Here is a 19,041-nt window from a genome sequence, read left to right on the forward strand (position 1 = left end):
CTGCCCGGGGCGCGGTCATTCGAGCTCGTTGAACAGGGCGAAGAGTTCCTCGTCGCTGGCGGTCTCCAGGTCGGCGTGGTCGGCGGCGCCGTCCGCGCGTCCGGGGCCGTCCGCGAGTTCCAGCAGCTCCCGCAGCCGGGCGGCGATCTCCCCGGCGGCGCCGTCGGAGGCGAGCGCCCGGATCACCGGCTCCAGTCCGTCGAGGCCGGCCAGGACCGGGGCCGCCGGTGAGGCGTCCTCGGCGACGAGCTGCCCGAGCAGGTAGCCCGCGAGGGCGGTCGGGGTCGGGTAGTCGAAGACGAGGGTGGTGGGGAGGCGGAGGCCGGTGGCGGTGTTGAGGCGGTTGCGGAGCTCGACCGCGGTCAGCGAGTCGAAGCCCAGCTCCTGGAAGGCGTGGCCCGCCTCGATCGCGGTGGGGTCGGTGTGCCCCAGGACCCCGGCGACGTGGGTGCGGACCACGTCGGTGAGGACCTGCTCGCGCTCCGGGGCGGCCAGGTGCGCGAGCCGCTCCGCGAGGGAGGGGCCGCTGTCCGCACCGCCCGGCGCCGCGGCGGCGGCGCGCCGCGGGGCCCGCCGGACCAGGCCGCGCAGCAGCGACGGCGGTTCGCCGTCCTGCTTGCGCAGCGCGGCGGTGTCCAGCCGGGTGACCGCGAGGACCGCCTCGCCGGTGGTGTGCGCGGTGTCGAAGAGGTCCATGGCCTCCTCGGAGCCCAGCGGCAGCAGCCCGGAGCGGGCCAGGCGCCGCAGGTCCGCCTCGGCGAGGTGGCCGGTGATGGCGCTGGTCTCGGCCCACAGGCCCCAGGCGAGGGAGGTCGCTTGCAGACCCTGGGCGGTGCGGTGGGCGGCGAGGGCGTCCAGGAAGGTGTTGCCCGCCGCGTAGTTGGCCTGCCCGGCCGTGCCCAGCAGGCCCGCCACCGAGGAGTACAAGACGAACGCGGAGAGGTTTAGGTCGCGGGTGAGGTCGTGGAGGTTCCACGCCGCGTCGACCTTCGGCCGCAGCACGGTGTCGAGCTGCTGGGGGGTCAGCGCGGACAGGACGCCGTCCTCCAGGACGCCGGCGGTGTGCACCACGGCGGTCAGGGGGCACTCGGCCGGGATGCCGGCGAGGACCTCGTCCAGGGCGTCCCGGTCGGTGACGTCGCAGGCGGCGAGCGTGACGTGGGCGCCGAGCGCGGTGAGTTCGGCCTCCAGCTCCGCGGCGCCGGGCGCGGCGCTGCCGCGGCGGCTCAGCAGCAGCAGGTGCCGGGCGCCGTGCCGGGTGACCAGGTGCCGGGCCAGGACCCCGCCCAGCGCGCCCGTGGCGCCGGTGATCAGCACCGTGCCCCGGTCCCAGCCGGGACCGTCCACCGGCTCGCCCTGCCGGGTGCGGGCCAGGCGCGGCACGCGGACCTCCCCGTCACGGAGCGCGAGTTGGGGTTCCCCGGTGGCCAGGGCGGCCGGGAGGAGCCCGGCCGCGGCGGGCGTGCCGTCGAGGTCGGCGAGGACGATCCGGCCGGGGTTCTCCGTCCGGGCGGCGCGCAGCAGGCCCCAGACTCCGGCGTGGGCGAGGTCGGTGACGTCCTCGCCGGTGCCCGCGGCGACCGCGTTCTCGGTGACGACGACCAGCCGGGAGTCGGCGAGGCGGTCGTCGGCCAGCCACGCCTGGGTCAGCTCCATGGTGTGGCGCAGCGCGGCGCGGGCCGCCGCCGGGAGGTCGCCGTCCGCGGTCACCGGGGCCAGGGGGGCGAGGACGACCGGGGGCACCTGGCCGCCGGCGTCCAGCGACTGCCGCAGGGCCGCGAGGTCGGCGTGGGGCTGTCCGTACCGTGCCAGCGGTCCGGAGGCGTCGGCGGTGAGCACGGCCCATCCGTCCGTCCCGGCCGGGCCGGTGGTCTTCGCGGGGGTCCAGGCGACGCGGAACAGCCCGTCGGGGCCGGTGGTGGCCGCCGCGCGCAGCGCCTCCTCGGACAGGGGGCGCAGCGTCAGCGACTCGACGGTGGCGACCGGGGCGCCGGTGGCGTCGGCCGCGGCCAGGGAGACCAGCAGCGAGTCGGCGTCCGGGTCGGTCAGCGAGAGGCGGACGCGCAGCAGCGGGGCGCCGGTGGCGTGGACGGCCGCGCCGGACCAGGCGAAGGGCAGCCAGGAGCGGCCGTCCTCCGCGGCGACGCCCGGCAGGAGGGTGTGCAGGGCGGCGTCCAGCAGGGCCGGGTGGAGGGAGAACAGCCCCGCCTGGGCGCGCTGTTCCTCGGCGAGCGCCACCTCGGCGTACAGCTCGCCGTCGGCCTTCCAGGCGCGGCGCAGGCCCTGGAAGGCGGGGCCGTAGCCGTAGCCGCGGGCGGCGAGACGCTCGTAGGCGCCGTCGAGCGCGACCTCGACCGCACCGGCCGGCGGCCAGAGGGTCAGGTCGGCGGGCGGGGTGTCGGTGGCGGCTTCGGAGACGGTGCCGCTCGCGTGCAGGGTCCAGGGTTCGCCGTCCTGGGCGCCGCCGTCGGGGCGGGAGTAGATCTCGGTGGTGCGGCGGCCGGAGCCGTCGTCCTCGCCGACGACGACCTGGAGCCGGACGCCGCCGTGCTCGGGCAGGACGAGGGGTGCGGCGAGGGTGAGGTCCTCGACGAGGCCGCAGCCGGCCGCCTCGCCGGCGCGTACGGCCAGTTCGAGCAGGCCGGTGCCCGGGAGGAGGACGGTGCCGGAGACGGCGTGGTCGGCGAGCCACGGGTGAGTGTGCAGGGAGAGCCGTGCGGTGAAGACGTGTGCGTCGCGGTCGGCCAGGGTGACGGCGGCGCCGAGGAGGGGATGGTCGGTGGCGGCGAGGCCGAACCCGGCGGCGTCGCCGACGGTGGCGGGGGCCTGGAGCCAGTAGCGCCGGTGCTGGAAGGCGTAGGTGGGCAGGTCGACGCGGCGGGCGCCGGGGAAGACGGCGTCCCAGTCGGGGGCGGCGCCGCGCAGGGCGAGCCCGGCGAGGGCCGAGGCGAAGGTGAGCGCCTCGGGGCGGCCCTTGCGCAGGGCGGGGGCGAGGAAGGCGGCCTCCTGGGTCAGGCAGTCCTGCGCGAGGGCGGTGAGGACGCCGTCGGGGCCGAGCTCCAGCCAGTCGGTGACGCCGAGCTCCTCCAGGCAGCGCACCCCGTCGAGGAAGCGGACCGCCTCGCGGATGTGCCGGGCCCAGTAGTCGGGCGAGGTCAGCTGCTCGGTGGTGGCGAGGGCGCCGGTGACGTTGGAGACCACGGGGATCCTGGGGGCGTGGAAGGTCAGCGCGGCGGCGACCTCCCGGAACTCGGCGAGCACGTCCTCCATGTGCGGGGAGTGGAACGCGTGGCTCACCGGCAGCCGCTTGGTCTTGCGGCCCGCCAGGCGCCAGGTCTCGGCGATCTCGGCGACGGCGTCCTCGTCGCCGGAGACGACGGTGGAGCCGGGGCCGTTGACGCCGGCGACCGCGACGCGATCGCCGTAGCCGGCCAGGGAGGCGCGGACCTCGTCCTCGGACGCCTGGACGGCCGTCATGGCGCCGCCTTCGCGGGCGGCCTGCATGAGGCGGCCGCGCTCGGCGACGAGCCGGCAGGCGTCCGGGAGGTCCAGGACGCCGGCCAGGTGGGCGGCGGTGACCTCGCCGATCGAGTGGCCGAGCAGGTAGTCCGGGGTCAGGCCGTGGTGCTCGGCGAGGCGGAACAGCGCGGTCTCCACGGCGAACAGGGCGGCCTGGGTGAAGGCCGTCTGGTCCAGCAGCGCCGAGTCGGCGGACCCTTCGGGGGCGAAGAGGACGTCCTTCAGGGGGCGTTCGAGGCGCGGGTCCAGGTGGGCGCACACGGCGTCCAGGGCGGCCGCGAAGACCGGCGAGGACGCGTACAGCTCCCGGCCGGTGCCCAGCCGCTGGGAGCCCTGCCCGGTGAGCAGGAACGCGGTCCTGCCGCGCCGGGCGGCGGTGGCGCGGACGACGGACGGCGCGGATTCGCCGCGGGCCAGGGCGTCGAGGCCGCGCAGGAGTTCGGCGCGGTCGGTGCCCACGACGGCGGCGCGCGTCTCCAGCAGCCCGCGGGTGGTGGCCAGCGACCGGCCGATGTCGGCGGCGCCGGCCTCGGGGTGCTCGGTGGCGTGGCGGTGCAGGCGGGCGGCCTGCTCGCGCAGGGCGGCCTCGTCGCGGGCGGAGAGCAGCCACGGGGTGGCCGGGAGGGCGGGCTCGGCGGGCTCGGGGGCCGCCTCGTCGGCGCCGTCGGGCTGCTCGATGATGACGTGGGCGTTGGTGCCGCTGATGCCGAACGAGGAGATGCCGGCGCGGCGCGGCCGGCCGGTGTCGGGCCAGGGGATCTGCTCGGTGAGCAGCTCGACGGCGCCGGAGGCCCAGTCGACGTGCGGGGAGGGCTCGTCGACGTGCAGGGTCCGGGGCAGGACGCCGTGCCGCATCGCGCCGATCATCTTGATGATCCCGCCGACGCCTGCGGCGGCCTGTGCGTGGCCGATGTTGGACTTCAGCGAGCCCAGGTACAGGGGCCGGTCCTCCGGGCGGTCCTGCCCGTAGGTCGCGAGCAGCGCCTGCGCCTCGATGGGGTCGCCGAGGGTGGTGCCGGTGCCGTGCGCCTCGACGGCGTCGACGTCGGCCGGGGTCAGCCCGGCGTTGGCCAGGGCCTGCTGGATGACGCGTTCCTGGGAGGGGCCGTTGGGGGCGGTCAGCCCGTTGGAGGCACCGTCCTGGTTGACGGCGGAGCCGCGCAGGACGGCCAGGACCCGGTGGCCGTTCTTCCGGGCGTCCGAGAGCCGCTCGACGAGGAGCAGGCCGACGCCCTCGGCCCAGCCGGTGCCGTCGGCCCCGGCGGCGAAGGACTTGGAGCGGCCGTCGGGCGAGAGGCCGCGCTGCCGGGAGAACTCGATGAAGACGTGCGGTCCGGCCATGACGGTGACGCCGCCCGCGAGCGCGAGGTCGCACTCGCCGGTCCGCAGGGCGTTCGCGGCCAGGTGCAGGGCGACAAGCGAGGAGGAGCAGGCGGTGTCGACGGTGACGGCGGGGCCTTCGAGGCCGTAGGTGTAGGAGAGGCGGCCGGAGATGACGCTGGAGAGGTTGCCCGCCAGGAGGAAGCCCTCGAACTCCTCGGGGCTGGCGGCCAGCCGGGAGGCGTAGTCGTCGTACATCGCGCCGGTGAAAACGCCGGTCTGGGTGCCGCGCACGGTGGCGGGGTCGATGCCGGCGCTCTCGAAGGTCTCCCAGGCGGTCTCCAGCAGCAGGCGGTGCTGGGGGTCCGTGGCGGTGGCCTCGCGGGGCGAGATGCCGAAGAACTCCCGGTCGAACAGGTCGGCTTCGTGCAGGAAGCCGCCGTGGCGGACGTAGGAGGTGCCGGGCTTCTCCGGGTCGGGGTCGTAGAGCCCGTCGAGGTCCCAGCCGCGGTTGACGGGGAACTCGCTGACCGCGTCGGTGCCCTCGGCGACCAGGCGCCACAGGTCCTCGGGCGAGGCGACCCCGCCGGGGTACCGGCAGGCCATGCCGACGATCGCGATGGGCTCGTCCGCCGTGCCCGCCGTGCGGACCGCCTTGGCAACGGCGGCCCGCCCGGTGCCGGACACCTTGGTGAGCAGGTAGCCGGCCAGGGCGGCGGGCGAGGGGTGGTCGAAGACGGCCGTGGTGGGCAGCCGGACGCCGGTGGCGGCGTTGAGCCGGTTGCGCAGCTCGACCCCGGCGAGGGAGTCGAAGCCGATGTCCTTGAAGATCCGCTCGGGGTCGATGCCGGAGGCGTCGGCGTGGCCGAGGACGGTGGCGACGGTGGACCGCACCAGGTCGACGACCGCGCCGCGCCGCTCCTCCTCCGGGAGGGCGGCGATGTCCCGGCCCCACGCGGAGCCCGCCGCGTCGGCGGCCTGGGCGGTGCGCCGGGGGCGGGTGCGGACCAGGCCGCGCAGCAGCGGCTGCGGGTCGCCGGCGGCGCGCAGCGCCGCCAGGTTCAGGGCGGCCGGCACCAGGAGGGGGGCGGGCGCGGACAGCGCGGCGTCGAACAGCGCGAGGCCCTGCTCGGGGGTGAGCGGCGCGATCCCCGCGCGGGTCCAGCGGCCCAGGCCCGCCTCGTCGAGGGTGCCGCCCATGCCGTGGGTGCCGTCCCACAGGCCCCAGGCGAGGGAGGTGGCGGGCAGGCCCCGGGCGGCGCGGTGGGCGGCGAGGGCGTCCAGGGAGGTGTTGGCGGCCGCGTAGTTGGCCTGGCCCGCGGTGCCGGTGAGGCCGGAGACGGAGGAGAAGAGGACGAACGCGGCGAGCGGCAGGTCCTTCGTCAGCTCGTGGAGGTGCCGGGCGGCGTCGGCCTTGGGCCGCATGACCGCGTCGAGCCGCTCCGGGGAGAGGGATTCCACGGTCGCGTCGTCGATGACGCCCGCGGTGTGCACCACGGCCGTCAGGGGGTGTTCCGCGGGGACGGCGGCGAGCAGGCCGGCCACGTCACCGGCGTCGGAGGCGTCGGCCGCGGCGATGGTCACCCGGGCGCCGAGCTCGGCGAGCGCGTCGGCGAGCTCGCCGGCGCCGGGGGCGGCGGGGCCGCGGCGGCTGCTGAGCAGCAGGTGCCGCACCCCGTGGTCGGTGACCAGGTGCCGGGCGAGCAGGGCGCCCAGGCCGCCGGTGCCGCCGGTGATCAGGACCGTGCCGTCCGGGTCCAGGGCGGGCGGCGCCGCCTCCGGGCGCGGGGCCCGGGCCAGCCGTGGCACCCGCAGCTCACCGGCGCGCACCGCGACCTGCGGTTCGCCCGAGGCCACGGCGGCGGGCAGCGCTCCGGCCGCGGCGGCGTCGTCGTCGAGGTCGACGAGGACGAGCCGGCCGGGGTGTTCGGACTGCACCGCGCGGATCAGCCCCCACACGGGGGCGGCCGCCAGGCCGTCGACGCCGTCGCCGGGCAGGGCCGCGACCGCGCCGTGGGTGACGAGGACCAGCCGGGAGCCGTCGAACCGCTCCTCGGCCAGGAACCGCTGCGCCAGCCCCAGCGCGCGGCCCGCGGCGGCGCGGGCGGCGTCGGCGTCCCCGGTGTCGCCCGGGAACACCGCGGTGACGATGTCGGCGGCGTCGGAGGGGAGTTCGTCACCGACGGCCTCGGCCCAGGTCGCCTCGCCGGGCGCGGGAGCGGAGACGGCGGGCCACTCCACGGTGTACAGGGAGTCCTGGTGCCCGCCGGCGGCCGGGGCCAGCTTGTCCTTGGCGACCGGGCGCAGGGTGAGGGCGCCGATGGTCGCCACGGGCTCGCCGGTGGTGTCGGCGAGGATGATCGAGACGGTGTCGGTGCCGGCCGGGGAGATCCGGGCCCGCAGGGCGGTCGCCCCGGCGGCGTGCAGGGTCGAGCCGGCCCACGCGAACGGCAGGCGGATCTCCTCGGCCGGGCCGCCCGCCGCGGCGTCGAGGACGAGCGGGTGCAGCACCGCGTCGAGGAGGGCGGGGTGGATGCCGTAGCGCGCGGCGCTGTCGTGCTGCTCCTGGGGCAGGCGCACCTCGGCGTAGACGTCCTCGCCCGCGCGCCAGAGGCCGGTCAGCGCCTGGAAGGCGGGCCCGTAGGCGTAGCCGAGGTCCGCGAGGCGGGCGTAGACGCCGTCCAGGGGCTCGGCCGTGGCGCCGGCGGGCGGCCACTGGCGCAGGTCGCCGCCGGTGGCCGGGGCCGCCTGGGCGAGGGTGCCCGAGGCGTGCCGGGTCCAGGGCTGCGGCCCGAGGTCGCCGGTCTCCGGGCGGGAGTGGACGGCGAACGGCCGGCCGGCCGGGCCGGGGGCGCCGAGGGTCACCTGGACCTGGGCCGCGCCGCGCTCCGGCAGGGCCAGCGGCGCCTCCAGGGTGAGCTCCTCCACCTGGCCCGCCCCGGTGTGGTCGGCCGCGGCGGCGGCCAGCTCCAGGAACGCGGTGGCGGGCACCAGGACGGTGCCGCTGATGACGTGGTCGGCCAGGTAGGGGTGGCCGGCCAGGGAGAGGCGGCCGGTGAGGAGCACCTCATCGCGGTCGGCGAGCTCGACGGCCGTGGACAGCAGCGGGTGGCTCGCCGGGTCCAGGCCGAGGCTGCGGGCGTCGGCGGGGGCCGCGGCCGTCAGCCAGTAGTGCTTGCGCTGGAAGGCGTACGGGGGCAGGTCGGCGCGGCGGGCGGCGGGGAAGAAGGAGGCGGCGTCGAGGGGGGCGCCGGCCACGTGCGCGGCGGCGACGCCCGCGGCGAAGGTCGCCGTCTCGGGGCGGCCCGCGCGCAGCAGGGCGACGGCGGTGGTGTCCGGGCCCTCGGCGGAGCCGGTGGCCATCGCGGTGAGGACGGCGTCGGGGCCGACCTCGACGAGCACGGTGGCGCCCTGCCGCTCCAGGGTGCGGGTGGCGTCCAGGAAGCGGACGGCCTCGCGGATCTGGCGGGTCCAGTAGTCGGGGGAGGTGAGTTCGGCCGTGGTGGCGAGGTCGCCGGTGACGGTGGAGACGATCGGGATGCGGGGCGCGTGGTAGTCCAGTCCGGCGGCCACCTCGCGGAACTCGGCGAGCACGTCGTCCATGTGCGGCGAGTGGAAGGCGTGACTGACCGTCAGGCGCCGTGTCCGGCGGCCCTGCTCGCGCCAGTGGGCGCCGAGCTCCTCGGCGGCGTCCGCGTCGCCGGAGACGACGACGGCGGTGGGCCCGTTGACGGCGGCGACGGCGAGCTTGCCCTCGTAGCCGTTCAGGGACGGTACGACCTCGTCCTCCCGGGCCTCGATCGCGACCATCGCGCCACCGGCGCGCGCCGACTGCATCAGGCGGCCGCGGGCGGCGACGAGCCGCGCCGCGTCCTCCAGCGAGAGGACGCCCGCGACGTGGGCGGCGGCCAGCTCGCCGATCGAGTGGCCGGCGAGGAGGCCGGGGGTCAGGCCGTGGTGCTCCAGGAGGCGGAAGAGGGCCACCTCGACGGCGAACAGCGCGGGCTGGGTGTACGCCGTGCGGTGGACGAGGGCGTCGGCGCCGGCCTCTTCCCCGTCTCCCCCGCCCGTCAGAACGATGTCGCGCAGCGGGCGGTCCAGGTGCGGGTCCAGGGCGGCGAACGCGGCGTCCAGGGCCTCGGCGAAGACCGGGTGCGCCGCGTACAGCTCCCGCCCCATACCGGGGCGCTGGGCGCCCTGGCCGGTGAAGAGGAAGGCGGTCCGTCCGGCGCGGGCGGCACTGCCCGTCACCACGCCGGGGGCGTCGGTGCCGCGGCTCAGCGCGTCGAGCCCGGCGAGGAACTCCTCGGCCGTGGTGCCGAGGACGGCGGCCCGCTGCTCGAAGGAGGTGCGGGCGGCCAGGGAGCGGCCGATGCCGGCGAGGGCGGCGGGGGTCAGCTCCGGCTGCTCCGCGGCGTACGCCCGCAGCCGGGTGGCCTGGGCGCGCAGGGCGGCCGTGTCGCGGGCGGAGACGATCCAGGGCGCGGGGGCGGTGAGCCGGGGGGCGGGCCCGGGGGCGGGGGCCGGCTCGGCGGCCTGCTCGATGACGACGTGGGCGTTGGTGCCGCTGATGCCGAACGAGGAGATGCCGGCGCGGCGCGGCCGGCCGGTGTCGGGCCACGCGCGCTGTTCGGTGAGCAGCTCGACGGCGCCCGCCGTCCAGTCGGCGTGCGGGGTGGGCTCGTCGACGTGCAGGGTCCGGGGCAGCACGCCGTGCCGCATGGCCTGCACCATCTTGATCAGCCCGCCGACGCCGGCGGCCGCCTGGGCGTGGCCGATGTTGGACTTCAGCGAGCCCAGGTAGAGGGGCGCCCGTTCGCCCCGGTCCTGCCCGTAGGTGGCCAGGAGCGCCTCGGCCTCGATGGGGTCGCCGAGGCGGGTGCCGGTGCCGTGGGCCTCGACGGCGTCGACGTCGGCGGGGGTCAGCCGGGCGTCGGCCAGGGCCTGGCGGATGACGCGCTGCTGGGAGGGGCCGTTGGGAGCGGTGAGGCCGTTGGAGGCGCCGTCCTGGTTGACGGCGGTGCCGCGGATGACGGCGAGGACCTGGTGGCCGTTGCGCTCGGCGTCCGAGAGGCGCTCGACGAGGAGGAGGCCGACGCCCTCGGCCCAGGAAGTGCCGTCGGCGTCGGAGGAGAAGGACTTGGAGCGGCCGTCGGCGGCGAGGCCGCGCTGCCGGGAGAACTCCACGAACATCCCGGGGGTGGACATCACGGTCGCACCGCCGGCGATGGCCAGCGTGGACTCGCCCTGGCGCAGCGACCGCACGGCCATGTGGAGGGCCACGAGCGAGGAGGAGCAGGCGGTGTCGACGGTGACGGCGGGGCCGATGAGGCCCAGCTGGTAGGCGATGCGGCCGGACATCACGCTGGGGGTGGTGCCGGTGAGCAGGTGGCCTTCGACGCCCTCGGCGCCGTCGTGCATGCGCGGGCCGTAGTCGAGGGCGGTCGCGCCGACGAAGACGCCGGTGCGGCTGCCCTGGAGCCCCCGGGGGTCCAGGCCGGCCCGCTCGACGGCCTCCCAGGCGGTCTCCAGCAGCAGGCGCTGCTGCGGGTCCATGCCGAGGGCCTCGCGCGGGGAGATGCCGAAGAAGTCCGCGTCGAAGAGGCCCGCGTCGTGGAGGAAGCCGCCCTCGCGGACGGAGATCTTGCCGCTGCGGTCCGGGTCGGGGTCGAAGAGGTCCGCGTCCCAGCCGCGGTCGAGCGGCAGACCGGAGACCGCGTCGCCGCCCTCGGCGACGAGCTTCCACAGCTCCTCGGGGGAGCCGACGCCACCGGGGTAGCGGCAGGCCATGCCGACGATCGCGATGGGCTCGTCGGTGCCGGCCGGGGCCGTGAAGAGGTCGTCGGCGCCGGGCGCGGCCAGGCCGGTCAGCTCGGCGGTGAGGTGCGTGGTGAGCGCGGCGGGCGTCGGGTGGTCGAAGAGCAGCCCGCCGGGCAGCCGCAGCCCGGTGGCGGCGGCCAGGCCGTCGCGGAGCTCCACCGACATGAGGGAGTCGAAGCCCAGTTCCTTGAAGGAGGCGCGGGGTTCGACCTGCTGTCCGCCGCCGTACTCCAGCACGGCGGCGATGTGCGCGGTCACCAGCTCGGCCACCGCGCGCTCGCGCTCGGCCTCGCCCAGGGCAGCGCGCCGCTCGCCGAGCTCGCCGCGCGGCGCGGCGGGGGCGTCCGGGCTGGGTGCGGCGGGGAGGGCCGTGGTGCGGGGGGCGCCGTCGATCCAGTGGCGCTCGCGCTGGAAGGCGTAGGTGGGCAGGGGGACCGCGCGGGCACCGGTGCCCTCCTGGACCGCCGCCCAGTCCACGTGGCCGCCGCGGACGAACACGGTGGCGAGGGCGGTCAGCAGGGCCTGGGGCTCGGGCCGGTCCTTGCGCAGGACGGCGACGGCCGCCGCGGCGTCCCGGTCCAGGACGGAGTCGGCGGCCATCGCCGAGCACACGCCGTCGGGGCCGAGTTCGAGGTAGGTGGTGACGCCGGCGGCCTCCAGGGAGCGCACCGCGTCGAGGAACAGCACCGGGCGGCGGACCTGGTCCACCCAGTACTCGGGGTCGGACCACTGGCCTTCGGTGACGGGCTCGCCGGTCACGGTGGACACGACGGGGATCCGCGGCTCGTGGAAGGCGAGACCGCCGACGACCCGGCGGAAGTCCGCGAGCATCGGTTCCATGCGCGGCGAGTGGAAGGCGTGGGAGACGGTGAGCCGCTTGGTCTTGCGGCCCTGCTCCCGCAGCAGGGCGGCGACCTCCAGGGCGGCGTCCTCGTCCCCGGCGAGCACGACGGCGCGGGGACCGTTGACGGCGGCGAGCGCGAGGCGGTCCTCCCGGCCGGCGAGCAGCGGGCGGACCTCGTCGGGGGCGGCCTGCACGGCGATCATCGCGCCGCCGGCCGGGAGAGCCTGCATGAGACGGCCGCGGGCGGCCACCAGCGCGGCCGCGTCCGCCAGGGAGAGGACACCGGCGACGTGCGCGGCGGCGATCTCGCCGATGGAGTGCCCGGCGAGCCGGTCGGGACGGACCCCCCAGTGCTCCACCAGCCGGAAGAGGGCCACTTCGAGCGCGAACAGGGCCGGCTGGGTGAAGCCGGTGAGGTCGAGGCCGTCGCCGGAGTCGATCACCTGGGCCAGCGGCCGGTCCAGCAGGGGGTCCAGGTGGGCGCACACCTCGTCGAACGCCCGGGCGTAGACGGGGTGCTCGGCGTACAGCTCCCGTCCCATGGCGGCGCGCTGGGCGCCCTGCCCGGTGAACAGGACGGCCAGCCCGCCGTCTTCGGCGGAGCCGGTGACCACGCCGCGGGCGGGGGTTCCCGCGGCGAGGGAGGCGAGCCCGTCGAGCAGGGCGCCGCGGTCGCCGCCCAGGACCACCGCGCGGTGCGGGAAGACGGTCCTGGTCGTGGCGAGGGACCAGGCGGTGTCCGCGGGGTCCGGGGCGCCGTCCGCGGCGGCGGCGTCGCGCAGGCGCCCGGCCTGGGCGCGCAGGGCGGCACGGTCACGGCCGGAGACGACCCAGGGCAGGACGGCGGGGGCGGTCCGCGCCTCGACGGGCTCGGCGCCGGACTCGGCGTCGGGCGCGGGGCCTTCGGTCAGGACGATGTGGCAGTTGGTGCCGCCCATGCCGAACGAGCTGACGCCCGCCACCAGCGGGACGTCCGGCCGGGGCCACGCGGTGAGCTCGCGCTGCACGGACAGGCCCAGGTCGGCCAGCGGGATCCGGGGGTTGGGGGTCGCGAAGTTGAGGCTGGCGGGCAGCTCGCGGTGGCGGAGGCTGAGCAGCACCTTCAACAGGCCGGCGATGCCCGCGGCGCCTTCGAGGTGGCCGATGTTGGTCTTGACCGAGCCGACGCGCAGCGGCTCCTCGGGGCTGCGGCCGGTGCCGAGCGCCGCGCCGAGGGCGGCGGCCTCGACGGGGTCGCCGACCGGGGTGCCGGTGCCGTGCAGCTCGACGTACTGGACGTCGGCGGCGGCCACTCCGGCCCGCCCGTAGGACTCCCGCAGCACCCGCTCCTGCGCGTCGGCGCTGGGCACGGTGAGCCCTTGGGTGGCGCCGTCGTTGTTGACCGCGCTGCCGCGGATCACGCCGTGGATCCGGTCGCCGTCGGCGAGCGCCCGGGCGAGCGGCTTGAGGACGACGACCCCGCCGCCCTCGCCGGGGACGAAGCCGTTGGCGCGGGCGTCGAAGGTGTAGCTCAGCCCGTCCGGGGACACCCCGCCGAACCGCTCCTCGGTCACCGCGTTCTCGGCGAGCAGGTTGAGGTTCACGCCGGCGGCGATCGCCATGGCGGACTCCCCGGTCCGCAGGCTCTCGCAGGCCAGGTGGACGGCGACGAGGGAGGAGGACTGGGCGGCGTCGACGGTGAGGCTGGGGCCGTGCAGGCCCAGGTGGTAGGAGACCCGGTTGGCGATGACGCCGCGGTTGACCCCGGCCATGGTGTGCTGGGTGATGGCCGAAGTGCCGTACTGGTACAGCAGATTGGTGTAGTCATCGCGCAGGGTGCCGACGAACACGGCCGTGCGGGAGCCCTTCAGGGTCGCGGGGACGATGCCCGCGTCCTCCAGGGCCTCCCAGGCCAGTTCGAGGACGAGCCGCTGCTGCGGGTCCATGGCGGCGGCTTCGCGCGGCGAGACCGAGAAGAACCCGGCGTCGAAGTCCGCGACGGCGTCGAGGAATCCACCCGGACGGGCGCCCTCTCCCCCGTCCGGCCCCCTGCCCGATTCCCCGTCAGGCCCCCCGTCCACCGCACCGGGCATCCGGCGGTCCTCGGGTGTTGCGGTGATGGCGCTCGTGCCGCTGCGCAGCAGCTGCCAGTAGGCGTCGGGGTCGGGTGCCATCGGCAGCCGGCAGGACATGCCGACGACGGCGATCGCCTCGTCCTGTCCGTCCTGCGGCTTCGCTCCCACAGGACCGTGCTCAGTCGACTTCACCTTCGGCTGCCCTTTCATAGCTGTCCCACTGGACCGGAGACTTCAACGTCAACGCCTGGTCCTGGTCTGCCGCATAAAGCACCGCATGCACGCTGCATGCATTAACCGGAATCACGCTAGCAAGCACGCGGGCGACCCCACCCAGCCCGCAGTCACGGCGTGGCAATCGGCAGTCGCGGGCCGCTGATGGGCCGGTCATTACCCGGCAATGGGCAGGAGTTGCGAAGTGGCTGGATACGGTGCTCTCCCGGACTTCGGATGAACGATGCCCAGCCACCCGTTCGGCGAATTCCGGTCACATCGGCGCAGTACCTCGAAGAACTCTGGGGGATTTCCACATGACGGACAACACCGCGGTCACGCAGCACGAAGGCGGAGTCGAGGAGCACCTGGCGCACTACACGCGCGTCTTCAATTCGGGTGACGCGGACGCGATCAACCGGCTGTACTCGGACGACGCGGTTTCCGAGTGGGAGCTCGGCAAGCCGCTGACGGGGCAGGCCCGCAAGGACGCCCTCGCGGAGTTCCTCACCCTGAAGCCCAGGCTGACGACGAAAATCCGTCAGTCGCACGTGACCGCGACGACGGCGTTCCTGGTCGTGGACTGGACCATGGAGACGACGAACCCCGACGGGACGAAGGAGCTGGTCAAGGGCATCGGCACGGATGTCATGCACCGCGGGGAGGAGGGGGAGTGGCGCTACGTCATCGACGTCCCGCTGGGCGACCCGCGCAACGCCGAGGAGCCGGCGCCCATATCCGAGTAATTCGCCGCTCACCGGACGGTCACGCCCCACAGTGACCCCGACGTGTCCAGCCCCGCGCGAGCGGGGCTGGACACGCTGCTTCACCCGGCAAACGGAACGGCCGACGGACGGGCAGGCAGCCGGGCAGGCCGTCAGACCGGCAGCCGGCAGATGGCAGCCGGCAGACAAGGAGGCGGGCCCTCACCGATGCGAGGGCCCGCCTCCTTTGGGGAGTGGCGCTTGGGGGAAGTGGCGCTTTCGGGGTGTGGCGCTTGGGGGAAGCGGCGTCAGCGGACGCGTGCCGCACCCTCGTGGAACGCGCCGTCGAAGAACAGCAGGCCCTTCGAGCCCGGCCCGCGGCTCGACCCCAGCACGGTGCCGATGAAGATCGAGTGGTCCCCGGACACGTGGGACGCGGTGACCTCGCACTCCAGCCACGCCAGCGCGCCCGACAGCAGCGGCGCCCCGGTCCGCGGCCCCGGCGCCCAGGCGACCTCCTCGAACTGGGCAGGGCCCAGCGGCCGCTTCTTGTCGGCGAAGTACCGCGCCAGCCCCTCCTGGCCCGACTCCATGATGGAGACGGCGAAGTGCCCGGCGGCCACGATGGAATCGTGCATCACCGCGCTGTGGTCCACGCAGCACAGCACCGACGACGAGGCGAGCGAGACCGAACTGAACGCGTTGGCGGTCATGCCGTGGAGGTGCTCACCACCCACGGTCAGGACCGTGACACCGGTCGCGAACTGGGACATCACATAGCGGAGCGTCGACGGCTCCATGGCGTGGGGCCCGTCCGGCGCCGCCGCCGGGGGCCGGACCGTCACGAGGTCGGATACCTGTCCGCCCTGGGTCATATCAGCCTCCCCTCCTGTGCAGATGCAGAATTCATGCCGCTCTCTTCGAAAGTCAATGGAGAGTTCCTGGCCGGTTCGCACCGAACTCCATGAGGGCGATCGGCAGCTGCAAAATTACCCCACCGTACCCAATCACCTGCTCATTCGCCGGTAATGCCCCACACACCACCGGGCCCGGCCGTGAATTGCCGGGGCATGACTGGGCAATTGGCCGCAGGGCCCGGCGGCGCGGGTAGGGTCGCGGCCGTACGCCGATGTCACGAGTGCGGAGAAAGGCACCAGATGAGTCCTGTAGCCAACGAACTTGAGCTCGCCGAACCCCATCTGGGCGGGGTGCTGTCCGCCGCCGGCCTCGATGCCGAGTACGTGCGCGCGGCGGGAAACACTCTTTACCTGCGCGGCGCGGACGGCCAGGAAATCCCGGTGCTCGACTTCGCCGGGGGCTTCGGGTCACTGATGCTCGGGCACAACAATCCGGAGATCACGGCGTATACGAAATCCCTGCTGGACGCGCAGGTCCCGGTGCATTCGCAGTTCTCCCGGCACCCCTGCGCCAACCGGGTCGCCCAGCAGCTGAACGCGATCCTCCAGCGGGAACTGGACGACGACGAGCCGTACTTCGCCATTTTCGCCAACAGCGGTGCCGAGGCGATCGAGGTCGCCGTCAAGCACGCCGAGTTCGAGCGCTCGGGCCGGCTGGCGGCACTGGCCGAGGAGGTCGCCGCCCATGTGGAGAGCGCCCGCGCCGCCGTGCGCGAGGGGGCGGCCCTCGCGCCGACGGAAGCCGGGGCGAGGCTGGAGGCCGCCCGGCGCGCGGGCGACGCCGAGGGGTTCGAGGGCCTGCTGGCGGCCCTGGCCCGGGAGAACGCGGAGCGGCTGGCGAGGTCGCCGCTGTTCCTCACGCTCGAAGGATCCTTCCACGGCAAGCTGGCGAGCAGCGTCCAGCTCACCCATAACGAGTCGTTCCGGCTGCCGTTCAAGGCGCTGGCCGCGCAGGCCCGCTTCGTCCCCCGCGACCGGCCGGAGGCCGTCAAGGAGATCATCGAGGAGGAGCGGGCCACCGTCTTCGACCTGAGCGTCGAGGGTGACACCGTGACCGTCACCGAGCGGGACTTCCCGATCTTCGGCGCGTTCCTGCTCGAACCCGTCCAGGGCGAGGGCGGCGTCCGGGTCATCACCGAGGAGTTCGCGCGCGCCATCCAGGACGCCTGCGCGGCCATCGACTGCCCGATCGTCGTGGACGAGATCCAGAGCGGCATGGGCCGGACCGGCGCCTTCCTCGCCAGCTCGCTCATCGGCCTGCGGGGCGACTATTACACCCTGGCGAAGAGCCTCGGCGGCGGCCTGGCCAAGGTGTCCGTGACCCTCGTCCGCAGGCCGCGCTACCGCCAGGACTTCGAGCTGGTCCACAGCTCGACGTTCGCCAAGGACAGCTTCTCCAGCCACATCGCGCTGAAGGTGCTGGAGATCATGGAGGCGGAGGACGGCCGGATCTACCGCATGGCCCGCGAGCGCGGCACGAAGCTCGTCACGACCCTGGAGGCGCTCCGCGCCGACTTCCCCGACGTGATCAAGGACGTACGCGGCAAGGGCCTGATGCTGGGGCTGGAGTTCCACGACCAGTCCACGAGCGAGTCCCCGGCCATCCAGGGCGTCTCACAGGCGGGCTTCCTGGGCTACACCGTGGCGGGCTTCGCCCTGCGGGAGCACCGGATCCGCCTCTTCCCGACGGGCAGCGCGTTCAACACGCTGCGTTTGCAGCCGTCGGTATACCTGAGCGACGAGGAAATCGCCCGCCTCGACGCGGCGCTGCGGGACGTGTGCGGTGTGCTGCGCGAGCAGGACGGCGAGCGGCTTACGGGGGGACGGGGGGAGTAGCAACGGGGGGGGCGGGAGAGGGCCCAGGCCCGCGCCCCCCTGCTCACCCAGCAGGCAGCGGCGGCGTGATCAGGCCAAGCCGAGACGGACGCGTCGGCGGGAGCCGGCCTGCCCGCTCGACCCATGTACGCCGCATGGCCCTGGACGCGCTCACGCGAGGTCCGCGAGGAGCAGGTCCAGGGCCGTCTCCTCCTCGGCACGCACGCCGAGCTCGGCGAGGGCCGGCGCCAGCGCCAGGTCCCAGGGGGCCTCGGCCGGTGTGCCCGTCAGGGGCCGCGAGGACGGGGTGGCGGCTACCAGGGCACGGCAGTCGCTGGCCGTGTACCGCCAGGGGTGCCAGGGCACAGTGCGCAGCAGCACGCCCGCGATCCGCAGCCCGCCCCAGTCGAAGTCGCCGTGGTAGAGCAACCTCGCGCCACCGGCGGGGAGGTGGCGCAACAGGGTGTGGGCAGCGGCCTGGCCCCGGGTAGCGAGCGGAAGCCGGACGCGATCCGGATCACGGCGACTGAGGCAGGAATCCTCCAGTCCTTCCCCGCCACCTACCCGTGGCAGGGCACGAAATCGCGGCAGTTCGAGCAGATCGGCAACGCGGTACCCCCGCTGCTGGCCGCACAGCTCCTTGCCCCGCACCTGGGCACCCGGGTATGCCAAAGCGACTTCGGGCTGGCCGCATGAGCACCGGACTCCAGGGCCTGCCCGGCCGGGAGGTCATCGTCATGGCCGAGCAGGCCCTCCTCGGCGCCCTCCTCATCCAGCCCCGCACTCTCACGGCGGTCTCGGAATGGCTGGAGCCGGAGCACTTCTACCTCCCGCACCACACCGCTCTGTACTCCGCGATGCACCACATCGCCAAGGCCGGCCACCCGGCTGTCACCGAAGATCGTCCAACCGCCGAGCAGGGACTGGAGTGGGTTCAACAGACCACCGCACGCGGCGCAGAAGAGGCGCCCGCGCTCACGCCCTCCTACGCCCACGCCTTGATCAATGCGTGCCCACAACCCCTGCACGCCGCTGCCTACGGGCGCATGGTCCTGGCCGGCCACGTCCGCCGGACCGTCGCCGAGCACGCCGCCCGTCTCGGACAGGCCGTACGGGAATCCCGAGGATCCGACACAGGAATAGATCTGGTCTGTGCACGGGCCGACGAGCTGGCTGACGTCCTCGAGCAGCTCACACGTCGGTGGCGGCCCCACCCCGGTTCCCTCCCCCGCACCGAAACGACCACCCCATCCGCGCAGAACGAGGACATCGACGGCCGAGTGCTGGACGAGCGGGTCTTCCTCTCGGCTGTCACGAATCGGCCCGCCGCGCTAACAGAGGTGCGTACCTATCTCAGGGCGGAGGACTTCGCTGACCCGGTCCACCAGCAGATCTTCCGCGCGCTGGCTGCCCTGGACCACCGCGGCGACCCAATCGACCCGGTCGTTGTTGTCTGGGAGGTCCAGCAGCGCGGTGTCTTCGCAAGTACTCCGGCCACGCCCGACGACGTCCTCGCTATCTGTGAGCGGTCCGGCGCGGACCCCGCCTACTGGGCGGCCCGCGTCATACGCCACGCGCTGCTCTCCACCGCCACCGACACTGCCGCCCATACTGGGCGTCTCGCCGCCGATACAACGCTCACACCCCATCAGCTGATCAGTGCGTCCTGCCGCACTCTCGCAAACCTCACCGCCATCCGCCTTCGAACACGCCGCGCCCAAGGCCAGGTTGCGCCCCGGCAGTCGACGGAACCACGACGCAGGCCGCCGCCAGTCACAAGCAGACGCACGGCCTCGCCACCATCAGTGCAGATTAAACCGTTCCGGGTTCGGTAG

At 74.9% G+C, this 19,041-nt stretch carries 6 protein-coding genes and 1 pseudogene; 4 read left to right on the top strand and 3 right to left on the bottom strand.

The features are described 5' to 3' along the window. Positions 1 to 15: 15 nt before the first annotated feature. On the bottom strand, positions 16 to 13,725 hold the full coding sequence (locus tag ABZ951_RS07990) for a type I polyketide synthase (protein WP_361279434.1): 13,710 nt from the start codon (positions 13,723 to 13,725) through the stop codon (positions 16 to 18). 362 nt (positions 13,726 to 14,087) lie between these two features. Here ABZ951_RS07990 and ABZ951_RS07995 point away from each other — a divergent pair, with 362 nt between their 5' ends. Then, positions 14,088 to 14,516, top strand: a complete 429-nt coding sequence (locus ABZ951_RS07995) for a nuclear transport factor 2 family protein (protein ID WP_344089560.1) — start codon at positions 14,088 to 14,090, stop codon at positions 14,514 to 14,516. A gap of 266 nt (positions 14,517 to 14,782) precedes the next feature. Here ABZ951_RS07995 and ABZ951_RS08000 read toward each other — a convergent pair whose 3' ends face one another. After that, on the bottom strand, positions 14,783 to 15,349 hold the full coding sequence (locus tag ABZ951_RS08000) for a flavin reductase family protein (RefSeq protein WP_344089559.1): 567 nt from the start codon (positions 15,347 to 15,349) through the stop codon (positions 14,783 to 14,785). Positions 15,350 to 15,631: 282 nt separating this feature from the next. Here ABZ951_RS08000 and ABZ951_RS08005 point away from each other — a divergent pair, with 282 nt between their 5' ends. Continuing rightward, a complete protein-coding gene (locus tag ABZ951_RS08005) occupies positions 15,632 to 17,227 on the top strand; it encodes an aminotransferase class III-fold pyridoxal phosphate-dependent enzyme (protein ID WP_344089558.1) in 1,596 nt (531 codons plus the stop codon). A gap of 150 nt (positions 17,228 to 17,377) precedes the next feature. Here the strand turns inward: ABZ951_RS08005 and ABZ951_RS08010 are convergent, their stop codons facing one another. Next, positions 17,378 to 17,665, bottom strand: coding sequence for a DUF2399 domain-containing protein (locus tag ABZ951_RS08010; RefSeq protein WP_344089557.1), 288 nt, complete (start codon positions 17,663 to 17,665; stop codon positions 17,378 to 17,380). A 42-nt stretch (positions 17,666 to 17,707) separates the two neighbouring features. Here ABZ951_RS08010 and ABZ951_RS08015 point away from each other — a divergent pair. Further along, positions 17,708 to 17,902, top strand: a pseudogene (locus tag ABZ951_RS08015) (DNA cytosine methyltransferase); the annotation flags it as partial. Further along, entirely contained in the window at positions 17,899 to 19,041 is a 1,143-nt protein-coding gene (locus ABZ951_RS08020) for a DnaB-like helicase N-terminal domain-containing protein (protein ID WP_344089556.1), read from the top strand. The pseudogene ABZ951_RS08015 and the gene ABZ951_RS08020, both read left to right, overlap by 4 nt.

The sequence above is a fragment of the Streptomyces sp. NPDC046215 genome, from assembly GCF_040646215.1.
GTDB lineage: Bacteria > Actinomycetota > Actinomycetes > Streptomycetales > Streptomycetaceae > Streptomyces > Streptomyces stramineus.